At 67.3% G+C, this 16934-nt stretch carries 14 protein-coding genes and 3 pseudogenes; 8 read left to right on the top strand and 9 right to left on the bottom strand.

The window, feature by feature from the left end:
* Positions 1 to 60: 60 nt before the first annotated feature.
* The gene (locus STRCI_RS43435; protein ID WP_336298854.1) at positions 61 to 885 is read left to right on the top strand and encodes a GDSL-type esterase/lipase family protein; all 825 of its coding nucleotides are present in this window, start codon (positions 61 to 63) and stop codon (positions 883 to 885) included.
* Here the strand turns inward: STRCI_RS43435 and STRCI_RS39945 are convergent.
* Positions 805 to 1052 (bottom strand): annotated as a pseudogene (locus STRCI_RS39945) (IS5/IS1182 family transposase); the annotation flags it as partial. The gene STRCI_RS43435 and the pseudogene STRCI_RS39945 sit on opposite strands and share 81 nt — an antisense overlap.
* Positions 1053 to 1170: 118 nt before the next feature.
* Here STRCI_RS39945 and STRCI_RS39940 point away from each other — a divergent pair.
* Positions 1171 to 1980 carry a helix-turn-helix domain-containing protein gene (locus STRCI_RS39940; protein ID WP_269663908.1) on the top strand — a complete coding sequence of 270 codons (810 nt, stop codon included), beginning with the start codon at positions 1171 to 1173 and terminating at the stop codon, positions 1978 to 1980.
* A 338-nt stretch (positions 1981 to 2318) separates the two neighbouring features.
* Here STRCI_RS39940 and STRCI_RS39935 read toward each other — a convergent pair whose 3' ends face one another.
* The 5 genes from STRCI_RS39935 to STRCI_RS43605 form a co-directional block, all read right to left on the bottom strand.
* Positions 2319 to 5708 carry a thioester reductase domain-containing protein gene (locus STRCI_RS39935; RefSeq protein ID WP_269663907.1) on the bottom strand — a complete coding sequence of 1130 codons (3390 nt, stop codon included), beginning with the start codon at positions 5706 to 5708 and terminating at the stop codon, positions 2319 to 2321.
* Positions 5705 to 6097 carry a phosphopantetheine-binding protein gene (locus STRCI_RS39930; protein ID WP_269663906.1) on the bottom strand — a complete coding sequence of 131 codons (393 nt, stop codon included), beginning with the start codon at positions 6095 to 6097 and terminating at the stop codon, positions 5705 to 5707. Before STRCI_RS39930 ends, STRCI_RS39935 begins: the two co-directional genes overlap by 4 nt.
* Positions 6098 to 6219: 122 nt before the next feature.
* Positions 6220 to 6753 (bottom strand): thioesterase II family protein, encoded by a 534-nt coding sequence (locus STRCI_RS39925; RefSeq protein ID WP_269664769.1) that lies wholly within the window; start codon positions 6751 to 6753, stop codon positions 6220 to 6222.
* Positions 6754 to 6785: 32 nt separating this feature from the next.
* Complete coding sequence (locus STRCI_RS39920; protein ID WP_269664768.1) at positions 6786 to 8609, bottom strand: non-ribosomal peptide synthetase; 1824 nt, start codon at positions 8607 to 8609, stop codon at positions 6786 to 6788.
* 68 nt (positions 8610 to 8677) lie between these two features.
* On the bottom strand, positions 8678 to 8941 hold the full coding sequence (locus STRCI_RS43605) for an acyl carrier protein (protein ID WP_418953429.1): 264 nt from the start codon (positions 8939 to 8941) through the stop codon (positions 8678 to 8680).
* A 278-nt stretch (positions 8942 to 9219) separates the two neighbouring features.
* Here STRCI_RS43605 and STRCI_RS39910 point away from each other — a divergent pair, with 278 nt between their 5' ends.
* A complete protein-coding gene (locus tag STRCI_RS39910; protein WP_336298832.1) occupies positions 9220 to 9345 on the top strand; it encodes an MbtH family NRPS accessory protein in 126 nt (41 codons plus the stop codon).
* Between the two features lie 660 nt (positions 9346 to 10005).
* Positions 10006 to 11217 carry a cytochrome P450 gene (locus tag STRCI_RS39905; RefSeq protein ID WP_269663904.1) on the top strand — a complete coding sequence of 404 codons (1212 nt, stop codon included), beginning with the start codon at positions 10006 to 10008 and terminating at the stop codon, positions 11215 to 11217.
* A 55-nt stretch (positions 11218 to 11272) separates the two neighbouring features.
* Here the strand turns inward: STRCI_RS39905 and STRCI_RS39900 are convergent.
* Positions 11273 to 11488: pseudogene (locus STRCI_RS39900) on the bottom strand (helix-turn-helix domain-containing protein); the annotation flags it as partial.
* Positions 11489 to 11920: 432 nt separating this feature from the next.
* Between STRCI_RS39900 and STRCI_RS39895 the strand changes: the two are divergent.
* A pseudogene (locus tag STRCI_RS39895) lies at positions 11921 to 12413 on the top strand (formyltransferase family protein); the annotation flags it as partial.
* A gap of 12 nt (positions 12414 to 12425) precedes the next feature.
* Here STRCI_RS39895 and STRCI_RS39890 read toward each other — a convergent pair.
* A complete protein-coding gene (locus STRCI_RS39890) occupies positions 12426 to 13025 on the bottom strand; it encodes a hypothetical protein (protein ID WP_269663902.1) in 600 nt (199 codons plus the stop codon).
* Positions 13026 to 13221: 196 nt separating this feature from the next.
* Between STRCI_RS39890 and STRCI_RS39885 the strand changes: the two genes are divergently transcribed.
* Positions 13222 to 13884 carry a Rossmann-fold NAD(P)-binding domain-containing protein gene (locus STRCI_RS39885; protein ID WP_269663901.1) on the top strand — a complete coding sequence of 221 codons (663 nt, stop codon included), beginning with the start codon at positions 13222 to 13224 and terminating at the stop codon, positions 13882 to 13884.
* 31 nt (positions 13885 to 13915) lie between these two features.
* On the opposite strand, the gene STRCI_RS39880 is transcribed toward STRCI_RS39885, so the two are convergent.
* Positions 13916 to 14344, bottom strand: a complete 429-nt coding sequence (locus STRCI_RS39880; protein WP_269663900.1) for a spore germination protein GerW family protein — start codon at positions 14342 to 14344, stop codon at positions 13916 to 13918.
* 191 nt (positions 14345 to 14535) lie between these two features.
* On the opposite strand from STRCI_RS39880, the gene STRCI_RS39875 reads away from it, so the two are divergent.
* Both STRCI_RS39875 and STRCI_RS39870 read left to right on the top strand, forming a co-directional pair.
* Positions 14536 to 15072 carry a MarR family winged helix-turn-helix transcriptional regulator gene (locus STRCI_RS39875; RefSeq protein ID WP_269663899.1) on the top strand — a complete coding sequence of 179 codons (537 nt, stop codon included), beginning with the start codon at positions 14536 to 14538 and terminating at the stop codon, positions 15070 to 15072.
* Between the two features lie 110 nt (positions 15073 to 15182).
* Entirely contained in the window at positions 15183 to 16934 is a 1752-nt protein-coding gene (locus tag STRCI_RS39870; protein ID WP_269663898.1) for a GAF domain-containing sensor histidine kinase, read from the top strand.

The raw sequence follows: 16934 nt of genomic DNA, 5'->3' as shown, positions 1-16934 counted from the left end.
GGTGCCTTCTGCGTTCCAGCGTCCCGGACTGCCGGCCTTTTGTGGCGGGTGGGACAGGTGATGTCGCAGGCTCTCTCGGCGGGGCCGTACGGCGCGTCTGTCCCCGCTGGCTCGGGGTCGCAGGGCGCCCGTGAAGTACGTGCCACGAGTCCTGTTGTCCGACGTCATGAAGGGGAAGGACGTGCTGAACGGCATGCCCATGCCAGGAAAGACATGCACGAGACTGGCCTGCGTCGTTTCGCTTGCGCTGATGTTCGTCGCGGCCACGACGTCGACTTCGTCGGCCCCTACAAGGGGACCAAGACTCCCGCCGCCCCGGCGGCCCCGGCCAGGCCAGCGCTTCAGGGAGAGATCGAGGATGTACCCCCCGAGGGCCCACCTGTCGTGGGTGAGTACGCGGCCGGAGTGTCCCCGGATTTCGACAGCGACCACTTCGCGGTCTGGGGACGCCAGGCGGCCCAGGACAAGAATCTGATCGGCAGGATGGTCGCGCAGTACGAACCTGATCTGGTGCTCGTCGGACTCGGGTTCAACGACATGGGCTGGTTCGTCAGCGGCACGCAAGGCACGCTCAACAGCATGAAGGAGCTGATCGACAACGCCCGCGCCGCCAGGCCCGGCGTCGGGTTCGCCGTGGCGAACGTTCCCCAGCGCTCCCTCATCGACGGGCGCGAGGACCTGCCCGCCACGACCGCCGACTACAACGACCTGCTCGCCGACGCGGTCTCGTCCTGGAGCAGCCCCGCCTCCCCGGTGGAGCTGGTGGACTGGGCCGGCGGGTACGACTGCGGTCCCGTGGACTGTCCGGCGGGCTACGACGGTCTGCACGGCGATGCGGTGGCGGATGCCTCGCTTGCGGAGCCATCGGCGCGGGCCGCGGCGTGAGCGGATCGGTGGCATCCCGCGCACGAGCGGCTTCAGGCCGAGGCTGTCGTGCAGTTGGCGCCGGAGATGCCCAGCGACAGAGGTAGACCGTTCCGGTCCGTGACGAGGTGGATTCTCGATCCGTCTTTGCAGCGGCCAGTCGGATTCGGTCCGGTCAGTGGCCCCTCTTTTTGCAGCCCTGAGGCTGACGGACCTGGCTCCTGTCACTCCTCGTTTCCGCGACCCCACGCAAGGGAAAACTACGTGATCATTACGTGCCGAGACCAATCCTGTCCGGAACTCGTTGTGGAAGAGCGAGCCGCTGGGCACGACAGCGGCACCTGGACATACCAATTGCCGGATCAGTGGTTCGGCATCGTCACGCCAATACGAGGTGTGTGTCAAATTGAAGGTCGAGAGAATCACGGTTGGTTACGTACCACGCTCAGTCCTGGAGAGGTCTGCCGGGTCGCACCCAACAACCTGATCCGGCTCAGCAGGACACCGCCCAGACGTCTCCCATTCGAAGTCGTTTGTATCCAGCTCTCCGTAGAAGTCCTTCAGCGAGCACTGGACACGCACACCACCGCTCCTGTCCGTGATGTTTCGGAATTACAGACACTGCGCGCCTTCGATCCACATGTCGCATCCATGGCGCAAACTCTACTTCACGCCCGAAAGACAGGTGCAGGAGAGCGCTATGCCCTGAGTGCAGCCCACTACCTGGCTGAATATCTACTCCATCCACGCCGCGACGCCTCACCGCGCACCGGAGGTCTTAGCCCGGAACAGCTACAAACGGTGACAACATTTATGAGCGCGAATTTCTCCTCGAACATCACGCTTGATCAGCTTGCCAAGGAAGCAGGACTCAGCCGGTACCACTTCCTGCGTCGTTTTTCCGCAGCCACCGGAAAGACACCTCTGCAATACCTCACCGAGTTGCGCATCGAAGCTGCCTGCTATCTGCTCGCAGTAGACAATGACCCAGTGTCTCAAGTCGGTAGGCGCTGCGGTTTCCCTAACCCAGAGCACTTCGCCCGCGTGTTCCGTAAGCACGTTGGATGCGCGCCATCGCAATACCGGCAGCAAGGGCAGCGTGCCTCTTCCCCTTGAGCGGGTGTCACCGCATCGTCGTGACACGGATCCACCGTGATGCTCGCACCCGTCTCTACCTCGAACGACCGACGAAACAAGTACTGCCGGGTTCCTCTTTCACTGGGTATGTGTCCTGGTGGCGGGGTAGTTGACGGTGCTCGGGGGCGGGTGCTGGACGATGGTTTTACGCGCACGACCGGGGCGTGATGAGGAGGGGCGGATCGTCGTTCGTCGATCGTCGCGGGCACGGAAGGCGCCGCGCGATGCCGTGATGCGGGCGAGGATGATCGAGTTGAGCTGCGGAACGCGGAGCCGGGGACGGGGGATGATCCCGGCTCCGCGTCCCGGGCGGCACGTCAGTGGTTGACGTGGCTGCCGTCCATGGGGCGCCCCGCTGTCATCAGGTTCTTCAGGTCCCGGGCGTACTTGGCGACGAGGTCGCGCGTGAGGCTCGGGATGTCCCCGTGCCCGGCGATGGCGCCGGCCCGGACGGCGGCGCGGAACCGGTCGGAGGGGATGACGGATCCGGGTACCGGGTCCTCGGGCTCCTTGAAGCCGTGCCGGATGGGCAGCGCCGCGTACTGCCGCTGTGCCTCCGGCAGGGCGCGCATCGCCGCCTCGAACCGCAGGTACCACTCGGCGTAGTCGTCCACCCGCTCGATGGCATGGCCGTCCTGGGCGAGCCAGTCGACGATGGCGTCGAGGGAGACGCCGTCGTCGTTGGGGTTCACGAGGCTGAACGTCCGGTACTCCGACGGGGCTTCAGAGGTGCCGCGGCCCCCCAGCGCCACCACGGCGGCGGCCGTGAACTCGACCGGCAGGCCGTCGTAGTGGGCGCGTTCGCCGTCCGCACGGTAGAAGCTGCGCGGCGCGACCCCGGTGGCGAGCACGCTGAACAGGAGGCGGCTGAACACGTCGGTGACGTTGAGCTGTCCGCCGTACCGGCTGTGCGCGAGGATCATGCTGGACCGGACGGTCGTGACCGGCAGTCCGCACAGGTCGTGCGCCTCCCGCAGCAGCACTTCGCCGGCCCATTTACTGGTCGCGTACCCGTTGGCATAGCCATCGTCGACGTTCAGGGCCGGTATGGCGACGCGGACGTCGGTGTCCTCGTCGAGGGCCGGTCGGCAGGAGTCGGCGACCCCGACGCTGGAGATGTAGGTGATCGGCTTCGTCCGGCGGGTGAGGGCCAGCCGGACGAGTTCGGCGGTGCCGACGACGTTGGCCTCGAAGAGGTGCGGGTACGGCAGGAGGTGGTTCACCAGCGCACCGGCGTGGACGATCAGGTCGACCTCGTCGGCCAGCCGGTCCCAGGCCGCCTCGTCCAGGCCGAGCCGCGGTTCCGCCATGTCACCCGCCACGACCTCGAGATGGACCGCGGCCAGTTCCTCGTACGTCCGCACCAGCTCCGGGTCGCCGCTGTCGAAGGCCGCGTCCAGCCGCTGCCGGGCCGCGGCGGCGTTCTTGCCGCGCACCAGGGCGATCAGCCGGCCGCCGGCCGGCGCCAGGGTGCGCAGCCATTCCAGGGCGAGGAAGCGGCCGAGGTAGCCGTTCGCGCCGGTCAGCAGCACGGTGCGCGGCTCCCGCTCGGCACGGGGCAGCGCGGGGGCGTCGGCGAGGAGGTGTGCGTCGAGGAACTTGTCGAGGGTGAGGTCCTGCGCGTGGACCTCGGTCACGCCCTCGCCGTGCACCGAGGCGAAGGTGGGCCGCCGCACGGCCGTATCTCGGCGAGCAGGGCGCCCGGCGCCCTCGCCGCCTTCCTTGATCTCCAGGATGCGGATCGTCATTTCCTTGAGCGTGACCGGTTCCAGGAACAGCTGGATCGGTACGTCGATGTCCAGCTCGTCGCGGAGCCGTCCGGCCAGATGCACGGACGTCAGCGAGTCGCCGCCCGCCTCGAGGTACGTCTTCTCCAGACCGGCGGACCCGTCGAGATCCAGCGCCTCGATCACCAACTCGGCGACCCTGCCCTCCAGTTCGCCCCCCAGTGCGGGCGCCGCACTCTCGGCCGGCGCCTGAGCGGCCGTGCCGCGCAGCGTCAGGGCGCCGTGGCTCTCGCCCGCGAACGGGTACGACGGGAGCCGTACCCGGCGCGCCTCGCCGTCGAGCGTCGGCCAGGTCACCTCCTCGCCGCGCAGCCACGCCTCCCCCGACGGGTCCCGCACCGGATCCGGGTGGCTCTCGGCCAGTGCCATGAGCTTGTCCGACGCCTCCTGCACGCCGGCGGCGACCACGTAGGCACGGACGGGCATCCCGACCCGGCCGGTGCGCAAGGTGTGCGCGACATCGGCGAGGGCGGGGGCATCGGCCTCGCGCAGACGTGCCGCCAACCGCGATGCCACGAGAGCGAGTTGATGCTCGGTGCGGGCCGACAGCGGCAGGACCGTCGGGCGGGCGTCGGCCTTCGCGCGCGGCTCGCGTGCCGGTGCCTCCTGCACCACCACGTGCACGTTCGTGCCGCCCATGCCGACCGACGTCACGCCGGCCAGCCGGGGCAGGTCCGGCCTGCGCGGCCAGTGACGGGTCTCGGTCACCAGTCGCAGCGGCGAGTCCTGCAGGGCGGCGACCGGGTTCGTGACGTTCACCGTCGGGGCCAGGGTGGCGTGCTCCAGCATCAGGACCGTCTTGATCAGCGCCGCCACACCGGCCGCCGCGTCGGCGTGCCCGATGTTCGACTTCACCGAACCGAGCGCGATGCCTACGCCGCCGTCGAGGCCGGCTCGGGCGGTGAACGCCGCGCTCGCCGCCTCCAGTTCGATCCGGTCGCCCAGCTCGGTCCCGGTCCCGTGCGCCTCCAGGTACTGCGCCGCCGACGGCTCCAGCCCCGCCGCCGTCCACGCCTCGGTGATCGCGGCCGTCTGCCGGTCCACGCCCGGAGCGGTGAAGCCGACCTTGCCGGCCCCGTCGTTGGTGACGGCCGTGCCCCGGATCACCGCGCGCACCGGGTCGCCGTCGGCGAGCGCGTCCTCCAGCCGCCGCAGCACCAGCACGCCCACCCCGCTGCCCGCCACCGTGCCGGCCGCCTTCTCGTCGAAGGGGCGGCAGCGGCCGTCGGGGGAGGAGGTCCCACCCTGGTAGTAGACGTAGCCCTCCTTGCGCGTGGTGCCGATGGCGACGCCGCCCGCGAGCGCGGTGTCGCACTCGCCGAGCAGCAGGGCCTGGACGGCAAGATGGACCGCCGTCAGCGAGGTCGAGCAAGCCGTCTGGACCATCATGCTCGGCCCGTCCAGTCCCAGCCGGTAGGAGATCCAGGGCGCCAGGAACTCGCGGTCGGTGAGAATACGCACCTGGAGCGCGCCGATCGACGCGGCGAGCACCGGGTCCGTCTCGGCGGCCAGCGCGTGGTCCGTCGAGCTGCCGCCCATGTAGACGCCGGTGCGGGACGGTGCGTTCAGCGGGGCGTACCCGGCGTCCTCCAGCGCCGACCAGGCGGTCTCCAGGAGCACCCGGTGCTGCGGGTCCAGGGCGGCTGCCTCGGTGCGGTTGAAGCCGAAGAGCTCGGCCTCGAAGCGGTCCGCGTCAGCGAGATGCCCCTGCACCGGGACGAACGCGGGATTGCGCAGCTCGGCCGGGTCCGCCCCGTCGGCGAGCAGTTCCTTCTCGGTGAACTCGGACAGCGAGCAGACGCCGTCGCGCAGGTTGGCCCAGTAGGCGTCGAGGTCGGGGGCGCCGGGGAAGCGTCCGCTCATCCCCACGACGGCCACCGATTGCTCAAGGTCGTGCTGTGCGGCTTCCTCGGTCGTCATCGCGTCGTGCCCTTCCTGGAACGGAGCTTGTGCAGGGCGGCCCGGTCGCTGCCGCGCCGGGCCGCCTCCTGCCCGGCCGTCTGGTCGAGTTGGGCAGCCGCGGCGGCCGCCGTCGGGTGCCGGAACAGGTCGGTCAGGGGGATGAGGTCCTGGTACTCCGGGTGTTTCCGGAGCGCCGCGAGGACGGCCGGCAGCCGTGTCGAATTGCCGCCCAGGTCGAAGAAGTTGTCGTGGACGCCGACCCGGTCCAGGGTCAGCACCTGCTGCCACACCCGGGCCACGCGCCGCTCGGCCGCGCTGTCCGGGGCGGTGTACGACCGGCTCAGCTCGGGGCGCGCGGAGGGGGGATCGGGCAGCGCAGTATCGTCCACCTTCCCATTCGTCGTCATGGGCATGCGGTCGAGGACAACAATGGCCGACGGTATCAAGTGCGCGGGCACGGAATCAGAAAGCGCCGATCGAAAGCCTTCCTGCGTCACATCAGTCCCCGGTTCCCTTGCCTCGTACCCCACTACGGATTTTCCCATGTCAGGGTTACATCCCTTTTGGCCTGCATGAGAGAGTCCTTCCGGCTGGTTATCTTGACGTTGAGGGATTTCCGGATCGGAGCGTATGGAGGTTCTGAATGAAGGTAGAAATGATCTCCCCTCACCAGATGCTCGAAGAACGCCCCCGTGGTTAGGTTCTCGGCCTCGGCGGGCGATGGGTAGCTGGCTGCGTTGCGGGTGCCCGAAGCGAATAGATGCGCCAACCGGGTGCCGCCCGCCTGGAAGACTCGGGCAGCCTCCAGGGCTACCAAGGCGCCCATACCGTGCCCGAATAATGCTTTGGGACGCTCATCCGATGGATCGAAGGTGTCGGCGATCTCGAAGGCAAGATGATGCAGATCGGTTGGTGAGCGCTCATCGATCCGTTCAGCGCGTCCGGGACAGCGGACGGCCTGGACTTCAATCCCGGGAAGATTGCTCCCCCACTCCTTGAACACGGAGGCCGATCCGCCTGCATGTGGGAGGCAGACCAGCCGATGGACGGCACCGCCAGGCACGAGGTCGCGCCGGAACCTGGTTAACTCCACCGTCACCGCCGTTCCCCTCCCTCTGAACGCTGGCGCCGTGCTCGCAGCGCGCGAGCGCGCCTGGCCGATGCCGCTCGCCCGACCACAGCCGAACCATCGTCCGAGGGCACGCCGTCACGGATCAGCGTTGCCTGCGCCGCCACCGTGGTGTGCGAGAACAGAGAAACAACCGAGAGCCGAACTCCCGTATGTCGCTCAAGGGCGTTCTGAAGCTCAAAGAGCTTGACCGAGTGGCCGCCCAGATCGAAGAAATTCACCTCGATCGGCACATTTTTCCGCTTCAGTACCTCGGCCCACGCGGCGGACACCCGTCCAGTCGTGTCGTCCGTGGGGGCGGCGGCTGCATCCTCTGTCTGGGAGTCCGGATAGGTTTCTGCCAGAGCACTAAGGTGTTTTCGGTCGATTTTGCCGTTAACAGTCACAGGAAACCGATCGAGCACATGAATCCAGTTCGGAACCATGGCTTGCGGCAGCCTGCGGGCCACATGCTCGCGGATTGGTTCTGGAGAAATGTAAGAAGGCGACAGGACGAACCCGACAAGCTGGGTCCGCTCCGCGTTCGTCACCACGACGGCGTCGCTGACCCCTGGTGCAGTACGCAGATGAGCCTCGACTGCGCCGAGCTCGATCCGATGGCCACGGATCTTAACTTGTTGATCGCGGCGGCCGAGGAATTCCAACTCACCATCGTCGTTCCACAGGGCGAGGTCCCCCGTGCGGTACATCTTGGCACCCTCGACGTCGGTGAAAGGGTCGCCGATGAAAGCCTGGGCAGTCACTTCAGGGCGGCCGAAGTATCCTCGAGCTACCCCTGCGCCGCCGATGAACAACTCGCCGCTTACACCGCGGGGGACCGGCTCCAGCTCCTCATTCAGCACGTATAGGCGGACACCAGGCGCCGGCCCGCCGATGGATATCGGTCCAGGGGCCTCATAACGGCGGAAGCTGGCCCATACAGTGGCCTCGGTCGGGCCGTACTCATTGACCAGGGCGGCTGTGCGACCGAGCAAGGCGAAATGGCGTTCCACCAATGCCTCCGCCAGCGACTCGCCGGCCACGATCACCGTATCCAGCGCATCCAGCCGCCTGCCCTGCCGTGTCGCCGCGTCTAGCAGTGCGCTGTAGAGGAGCGGCACACAGAGCAGCCGGGTCACCTGCCAGCGTTCCACCAGGCGGGCCAGCCGCTCAGGATCGCGGATTTCATCAGATGTAGCTACGACTAAGCATCCCCCCGCGGTCAAGGTCCCCCACACCCCGGCAACCGAGGAATCGAAGGCCAAGGGGGACACAAGCAAGAAGACCGGAGCGCCGGGATACACCGCGCGGCGTGCCCAAGTGGAAGCGGACAGCTGACTGTGCTCGACCAGGACACCTTTGGGCTCGCCAGTGCTGCCCGAGGTGTAGATGATGTAAGCGGCGTCATTGGGTGTCACCGCGACTGCCGCCGCCGTGGTCTCTTCTCCTTCTCGGGCGTCCTCCGCTCGAATGACCGGGCATGTGAGCGTGGGCAGTCGGCCAGACGTGCCGTCTGCGACGATCACGGCAGACACGCCCGCGTCAGCGAACACATCAGCGATCCGCTGATCAGGGTGGGCCGGGTCTGCCGGGACGTACGCGGCACCGGCGTACAGGATTCCGAGCACGGCGGCAATCATCGCGTTCGAAGGTTCAACGAGCACACCGATTCGCTCGCCTCTGCCCGCACCTGCCGCACGGACAGACGCTGCGATGCGCCTGGCCCAAGCGTCGAGCCCGCCGTAGCTCAGCTCGATGCCCCTGCTCCGAACGGCGACCCTCAGCGGATCACTGCTGGCTATCCGGGCCACGACTGCATGGACTGGGCCGAGCTCCTCGTGTGGAGCGTTCGACACAGAGTTCTGTTCTGGCAAGGTCATCAAAATTCCCACACTAATTCTCGGCTGATGGTGCTCGGTTCATGGCGTGCCAACAGGCCAAGGACGACCTCGGCATGCCGCCCCAGCGTGCGAGCGGCCAACATCGCCCGGGCGGGGACCTGAACGCCGAGACGCTGGTCGAGCTGGCGGGCAAGGAATGTGATCAGCAGTGAATCTCCCCCAACTCGAAGAAAGTCGGAGTCGTCACGGAGATCGGTGTGTCCAAGCAGTTCAGTCCACAACCCGGCTAGCGTTGCCAACATGAGCAGTACACGCTCATCGGACGGTCACTGAACTCCGCTCAGACCGGAGGGGATTCACTCTGGCATCCGTTCACCCCAGCGTCAATGCCGCAAGAAGGGCCGGCAAGGCGGCTCGCAATATGTGTCCAGAAGAGCGCAATAACTGTCAACCGTGCTTTGCTGGCGACACTTGACGCCAGCTCGCGGACGTCGCTAGCCTGCTCGATATTCCATCACGGGCGCAGTACTTAAATCCCGTAGATTATTCATAATCCGGCGGTCCGTAAAGGGAGGATCCGGTGCGCGAGCAAGAAGGCCAAAAATGTCTGATCGTTGTGAACGGGGAAGAGCAGTACTCCATCTGGCCGCTTGATCAGGCCGTTCCAGCGGGCTGGAACAGAATCGGAGCCTCAGGGGAGAAGTAATACTGTCTCAACCATATCGCGAAGATATGGACGGATATGCGGCCGCTGAGTTTGCATAGATACCTGACGACGACAACCGTGTCTGCGGTACCCGATCCCCACTCGGAACTTCCACCCCCGGTCACCCGGCTTTGTTCGAATGAGCATGCAGTCGAAGCACGACTCAGCGTTGGTGAAGACGTACGGACGACGATCGCCCGCGACTTCTCCGACTCCTCTTTCCTGAAACCCTGGGTGGAACGGAGCTGACGGTGCCAATCGGCCACGGCGCCAGTAGCTTTACCAGCACGTTTTCCGGCATTTTTTACTCTATGCGCTCGCGGCAACCTGACTCTTGACTACGAGCAGATACGGTGCGAAGCAACCATCATGCTGCCTTCGCTTTCCGGGCGGGCCAGGCTATGGCGGGTGGCCAGTCGGCCCCATCCGAACTGAACACCTCGTTTGCGTTACTGGACGACCCTGTTCGGCGACCCAGGCGCTGTCCCGTATCTCGTGGCCCGGCTCGACCGCCGGTGTCCAGGCCGATACCGGGGAATTCCGTTACAACAATATTCGACGCAGAGTCAACAATGAAGGCCGACTCCTGTCGATCTATACCCCCCCCCTTAGAAGCCTCGGGTTTCGACTTCTTCGATGCGGTGGACTGGAGGATCTTCCATGCGCACTCCCGATACGACGAATCTATCTCGCCTGCTCGATCCCGAACATGCGGCGGAGCCATACTCATTCTATGCCGAGTTGCGTACAAAATCACCGGTGCAGTGGGATGAATGGATGCAGACCTGGGCGGTGTTCGGCCATCCGGAAATCCTCGATCTCTCGAAGGACGGGCGTCTTTCTGCAGCCAGAATATCGGATTTCTACGAGAGCCTCCCCGAACAGGCCCGTGGCGATGTTGCACTGCTGACTCGCACACTGTCAGACATGATGCTGTTCAATGATCCGCCGCATCACACCCGGCTACGCCGACTGATCAGGCCGAGCCTTTCTCCCCGCCTCGCCCGGGAACTACGCTTTCATGTCCAGGAGTTGGCCGACGAGCTACTCGACAAGGTCCTGCCGAGCGGGCGCATGGACATCATTCACGACTTCTCGGAACCGCTCAGCCGTGGCGTCATCGCGAAACTGGCAGGCGTATCCGACGACGCCGCCCACCTCCTGGAGAGCTGGCAGGGGCTGTTGCATGAGTTCTTTACTCAGTCCGACGCCCAGAACGCGCGGATACAGGCACTGAGGGAGTCCTTCGACCGCACTGCCACCGCTCGTCGAAACAGCACGGCCGACGACTTCTTCAGCCGGATGATCAGTCCCCAACTCCGGGCAGCCGACTACACCGAGGACGAAGTCTTCGCCAACCTCCTGCTGCTCATCGACGCGGGGCAGGCGACTACCACACATCTGATCGGGAACGCGGCCCTCGCCCTGTTGAACAACGACGAGCAAACTCAGCGGCTGCGCAGAGATCCTGAGCTGATTACACCCGCCACGCACGAACTGATGAGATACGACAGTTCGGTCCAGTTCACCACTCGGAAGGCGCTCGCCGACATCGACCTCGGTGAGCACCTGATCCGAGCTGGCCAGTCGGTGACCCTGATTCTTGGTTCAGGGAATCGTGACCCTCGCCGCTACACCGACCCGGACATATTGGATGTCTCCCGACCGGCAGCTGATCACCTGTCGTTCGGGCACGGCATCCACTACTGCCTGGGCGCCTCACTAGCTCTCACCGAGATCGATGTCGCACTGCGGGCGCTGCTGCGTCGGACCACCAACTGGAAGTGCGAGGTGGCGCAGCCCGAGTGGCTCGAAAGCATCAACTTCCGCTTCCTTGCATCCCTTCCGATCACTTTTGAGGCAATCGCCTGAATGTGGCATTCGCCTCGGCCGAAGGAGAGTTCCTTGGGACATGATGTCGGCGCATGCCGTCGGCGTTGAAGTTGTGGATCACGTCCCGGACCCGGTCGTTGCTGGTGAACGTCACTTCGGCGATCTTCGCCACCGGCATCCCCTGCGCGGACAGCAGTGTTGTCTGGGCGCGCCGCCAGGTCACCACCGATCCCGTGCCGCGCCGAATGATCCGTAGCAGCCGGCGGCCCTCGTCATCATCGATCTCGCGGACGCGCACTCGTTCTGCCATCCGCACGGCGTGGCGACCGCGCGCCGCTCAAGCCAGCACCCGGACGGCGCGTCACATCACAACAGGGCGAACGTTGCCTGATGCGGCATTAGCTCATGGAGAGCTCACAACATCATGTCCGCGGTTTTGGAGGGCGACCGCCGCGAACACTGCGGTCATCAGCCTTCGGAAGGCTCGGAATGGCGTAATCTCACGGACCTTGTAGGGCACTGGTCCGTCATCGGGAGTCCTCAAGTGCTCCAGACGCCTCCCGGAAGCCTGGGATTTCCCAGAGACTCTTCAGGCACTTTCACGTCTGTCCCAGGGAGTTTCCACGGACTTTCCACCTCCTAAGCAGGGAAGGCCCCGACAGCGCTGAAAGACAAGAACGCGCTGGTCAGGGCCCTTCTCCCCAGCACACCATGCCTCGACTCCCTTGGGCCGCCGCCACGGCCACGCCGGGTGCTGATCTTGGTGTCCCGCTACGGCCACTGCCTCAACGATCTGCTCTACCGGGCCCGCAGTGGCGACCTCCCGATCGACGTGGGCGGCGTGGTCTCCAACCACCGCGACCACGAGGCCCTCGTCACCTTGCACGGCAGCCCGTCTCCTGGACATCGTCGACTCGCTCGACGTCGAACTCGTTGTCCTGGCCCGCTTCATGCAGGTGTTCTCGGACGACCTGTGCACCCGGCTGGCCGGCCGGGTGATCAACATCCACCACTCGTTCCTGCCGAACGCGCCACGACCCACTACGTCACCGCCGACCTCGACGAGGGCCCGATTCATCGCGCAGGAGGTCATCGACGTCGACCACAGCCACACTCCCGACGGCCTTGCCGCCATCGGCCGCGACGCGGAATCGGCCGCCCTCGCCAGCGCGGTCCGCCGGCACTGCGAGGGGTGGGTGTTCGTCCAGGGCAGGCGTACGGTCGTGCTCCGGTGAGGCGTGGCGGCTTCAGCAGCGCAAGCCGACGATGCCCCAGCCGCGGTGCTCCGCTTCCGTAACCACCTTCGCCCAGTCGGTGAGAAGGTCGGCAAAGGATTCGAAGGTCGTGATCCATCCGCTGGGCACGGCGGCATGCTCGGTGAACAGATCGTGCAGGACGTCCAGGGAGGGTGCGACCCGCCGCCACCATCCGGCGATCAGCGGCACGTGATCGGGCGGGCACCACAGCAGCAGATCCGCGTCCCAGGTGCATGGCCGATCCGGGAGGTCCGAACCGACCCCGGTCGTGTCTTCCAGGCCGTGCCAGAACAGCGCGTCGTTGAACTGGTCCAAACTGTCGCGCAGTTCTGGCTCGACCAGGTCCCGGAAGCGCTCCCAGCGGTGACCGGCCCAGAAGTGCGGCTTGTACGAGCCGAGGCTGTCGCGAAAGGCGTACCTGCCGTACCAGGCGTTGTCCGGCGGCGTGGGCCACGACCAGCCGTGCTCGAAGAGGTCGTCGCTGTACGCCTCTCCGAAGGCGGCGTCGACGAGCAGCTCTTCCCTCTCGCCCGGCGCGGCCGCCTCCACCCGCGGCCAGTCCACGATCAGCACTTCGATGCCCACACCCATCACGCCAGCGTAGGGCAGGCCAATCGATGTTGATCAGGTGCCTGGGTCGCACAGCCCGGCCATCCGCAGAACCGCGTCGCGCGGGCATGCCGTTGGACAGGGCGTGCAGGCCGAGTCCGTTCACGGAGACTCCGCCACGGGACGTGCACCGGATGATGGTGCCCACTGCCCTCCGCCTCTCCCCACGGAGCACTTCATGAACGTCGTCATCTTCGGCGCGTCCGGCATGGTCGGACACGGCGTACTGCGCGCCTGCCTGCTGGACAGCGAGGTCACCCGGGTCCTGGTCGTCAACCGCCGCCCGCTCGGCATCACCCATCCCAAGCTGCACGAGATCATCCACCAGGACTTCGCCGACCTCTCCCCCATCAGCGGCCAACTCACCGGCGTGGACGCCTGCTTCTACCCCCTCGGTGTGTCCTCCGCCGGCCTCGGCGAAGCCGAGTACACCCGCATCACCTACGACTTCACCCTTGCCGCGGCTCGCACACTCCTGGCGCACAACGCCCGACTGACCTTCGCCTACGTCTCGGGCGAGGGCACCGACAGCACCGAGCAGGGGCGCACCATGTGGGCCCGCGTCAAGGGACGCACCGAGAACGCCCTCCTGGCCCTGCCGATGAACGCGTACATGTTCCGGCCCGGCTACATCCGGCCTCTCCACGGCGCCGTCTCCAGGACCACGGCCTACCGCTTCACGTACACGCTCACCGGCTGGCTGTACCCCGTGCTGCACCGCATTGCCCCGAAGCACACGACGACCACGGAACACATCGGGCGCGCCATGCTCGCCGTCACCCGTCAACCCGTGCGGAACCGCATCCTGTTCAGCCCGGACATCAACCGCCTCGGCGCCTGAGAGCGGCTGTGACCGCGAGACGCATCGCGCGTCACGTGCGTCGTCGTCGGCGCAGCGCGTGGAGGAGTTTGGGCATGACGCCTCCGATGACGAGGGCGGCCAGGGGCAGGACGACATCGGACCATGGGTCGCGGATGGGCTTGTAGGTCGCGACGCCGTCGCGGATCTCGATGAAGCCGAGCGGCTTGGCCCCCGCCCCGCCCCCTCCTCCACCGCCGTCGCCGGTCTTCGCGGCGCCGACCTCGCGGCCGGCGCCGCCGCCGAAGCCGAAGCCGACCTTGGCGACGGGGATGACGGTGACGCCGCCGGCGGTGACGGGTTCGCCGTACACGGCGGTCACCGAGGCGCGGCCGCCGAGCTTCTCGGCGAGCCGGTCCAGGAGAGTGACGGAGGCGTGTGCGGCCGACAGGTCGACGTCAGGAAGGTGCGGGGGCTCGGAGTCGTGCTGGGGCGAGGTCATGAGGTGCACTCCGGTCGGTGGCGCTCGGCGGTGCCGAGGGTGTGAGTGGAGGCTGGGGAAGGAAGGCGGGTGCCGCGGAACAGTGCGGTGTTCGGATGCCGGCCTCGTTCGGTCACCGTCCTCCTCGACAGCGTTCCCCTGAGGGCTACCATGTTTTGCGGAGGTATTACACAGTGAAGTCACTTCACGATATGCCGGAAGGGACCTCTGCCGCCAGCATCTCGCTGGACCGGCTCTTCGAGCTGGCCGAGGTGCTCGGAGCGATGATGGAGCGCGGGGTCGGCGAGCACGGGCTCACCCGGGCCCGGGCCGGGCTGCTGTGGACGCTCTTCCGAGACGGGTCGATGACGCAGCGGGCTCTTGCCGCACGGCTCCGGGTCACTCCGCGCAACGTCACGGGTCTGCTGGACGCTCTGGAGGCCGACGGCCTGGTGGCCCGTGCCGCCCACCCGAGCGACCGGCGGGCCACGCTGGTGTCCCTCACGGAGTCGGGCCGCGCCCTGGCCTCCGTATTGCGCGGGGGACGTGACGCCCTGGCCGTGGAGCTCTTCAGGGACATGTCCGCGGGACAACTGGCCGCGATCCAGGACGGCCTGGAGACGGTGATCGCACGGTTGCGCGCCATCGATCGGGCCGGCGGTTGGCGAGCCGCCGTTCCGCACGCGAAGGAGGTGACGCCCGATACCTTGCCGGGCGGGCTCCCTCCGCGGCGGACGAAGCGGGGGTAATAGGATCTGAGCTGCCGCGACGGCCTCGTTGGCGCAAGTGTTCGCACGCAGGCCGGGCCGTTCGGTCATGCTGGGAAGGTGCCAGCGTCACCCCTGCGGAGGGAGCGGGAATGGCGGAGAGTCCGGCCGACGAGTGGAGGGACGGTCCCGCCGCACCCCAGCTGCGGCTGGACGAGCTGCTGGAGGGCCTCCAGGAGCAGGTCGCGCAGGTACGCGCCACCCGCGACCGGGTGCATACGCTGCTGGACGCGGTCCTGTCGATCGGCTCCGACCTCGATCTCGACGTGGTGCTGCGCCGCATCACCGAGTCCGCGGTGGCCCTGGTGGACGCCCGGTACGGGGCGCTGGGCGTGCTGGGCGACGAGGGCGGCCGGATCAAGCAGTTCATCACCGTCGGCGCGGACGAGGAGACCGTCGAGGCGATCGGCCACTATCCCGAGGGCCGGGGCATCCTGGGGCTGCTGATCAGGGAGCCGGAGCCGCTGCGGCTGGCCAACATCGGCGCACACCCCGAATCGGTGGGCTTCCCCGAGGGGCATCCGCCGATGACCACGTTCCTCGGCGCCCCGCTGCGCGTACGCGACCGGGTCTTCGGCAACCTGTACCTGACCGACAAGCGCGGCGGGGCGCAGTTCGACGACGAGGACGAAGCGGTGCTGCGCACGCTGGCGGCCGCGGCCGGCGTCGCCATCGACAACGCCCGGCTGTACGAGGACTCGCGGCGCAGGGAGCAGTGGCTGGCGGCGAGCAGCGACCTGACCCGGAGCCTGTTGTCGGGCACGGACCCGGAACAGGTGCTGCACAAGGTCGCCGCCACGGTGAGGACGCTGGCCGATGCCGATCTCGTGACGCTGGCCGTGCCGATCGAAGGCGGCGACGAGTTGGTGATCGAGGCCGCCGACGGGGAGGGCGCCGAGCGGGTGCGCGGCCTGGTGCTGCCGGCCGGCGCTCTGGCGGCGAAGGTCTACGACTCCAACGAACGGATCACCAGCGGCGCACTGTCCCAGGAGCCGCAGGAAGGCGCTGGCTCCGCGGCCCACGTGGAGCTCGGGGCCGGGTTCCTGCTCCCGCTGGGCGGCCGCGAGAACGTCCGCGGAGTCCTCCAGGTCGCCAACCTGCCCGGCCGCGAGGAGTTCTCCGACGCGACCGTGACCATGGTCAGCGGCTTCGCCGACCAGGCGGCACTCGCTCTGGAGCTGGCCGAGCACCGACGTGAGGCCGAGCATCTCCTGGTCCTGTCCGACCGCGACCGCATCGCACGCGATCTGCACGACCTGGCCATCCAGCGGCTGTTCGCCTCGGGGCTGACGCTGAACTCGGTCCTGGGCCGGATGGCCGACCGGCCCCAGGTGGCCGAGCGCGTCCAGCGGGTGGTCGAGGATCTCGACGACACGATCAAAACGGTGCGGAGCACGATCTACGCGCTGCGCGAGCGCGACCGCGCCGACGGGCGCTCCGCGGGGCTGCGCGCGCAGCTGCTGTCCGAGACCGACCGGGCCGCCGAGGCTCTGGGCTTCAGCCCCGCCCTGCGGATGACGGGCCTGCTGGACACCGCCGTGCCCGCGGACCATGCCGAGCACCTGCTGGCGGTGGTGCGCGAGACGCTGTCGAACGCTGCCCGGCACGCGCACGCCACGGCCGTCGAGGTCACCGTCGAGACCGACGGGACGCGGCTGCAGCTGCGGGTGTCCGACAACGGGCGTGGCCTCGACCCGGCCGTCACCCGCCGCAGCGGCCTGGACAACCTGCGCCGGCGGGCCACCGACCTGGGCGGCAGCTGCACGCTCACCCCGAACGAGCCCACCGGCACCGTCGTGGAATGGACGGTGCCCCTCCGCGGAGACGCGGACGTGGCCCCCTGA

Origin of the sequence: Streptomyces cinnabarinus, assembly GCF_027270315.1 — a bacterium.
Taxonomy (GTDB): domain Bacteria; phylum Actinomycetota; class Actinomycetes; order Streptomycetales; family Streptomycetaceae; genus Streptomyces; species Streptomyces cinnabarinus.
The sequence above is the reverse complement of the archived record's forward strand: the minus strand, read 5'-3'. Positions and strand labels throughout refer to the sequence as shown.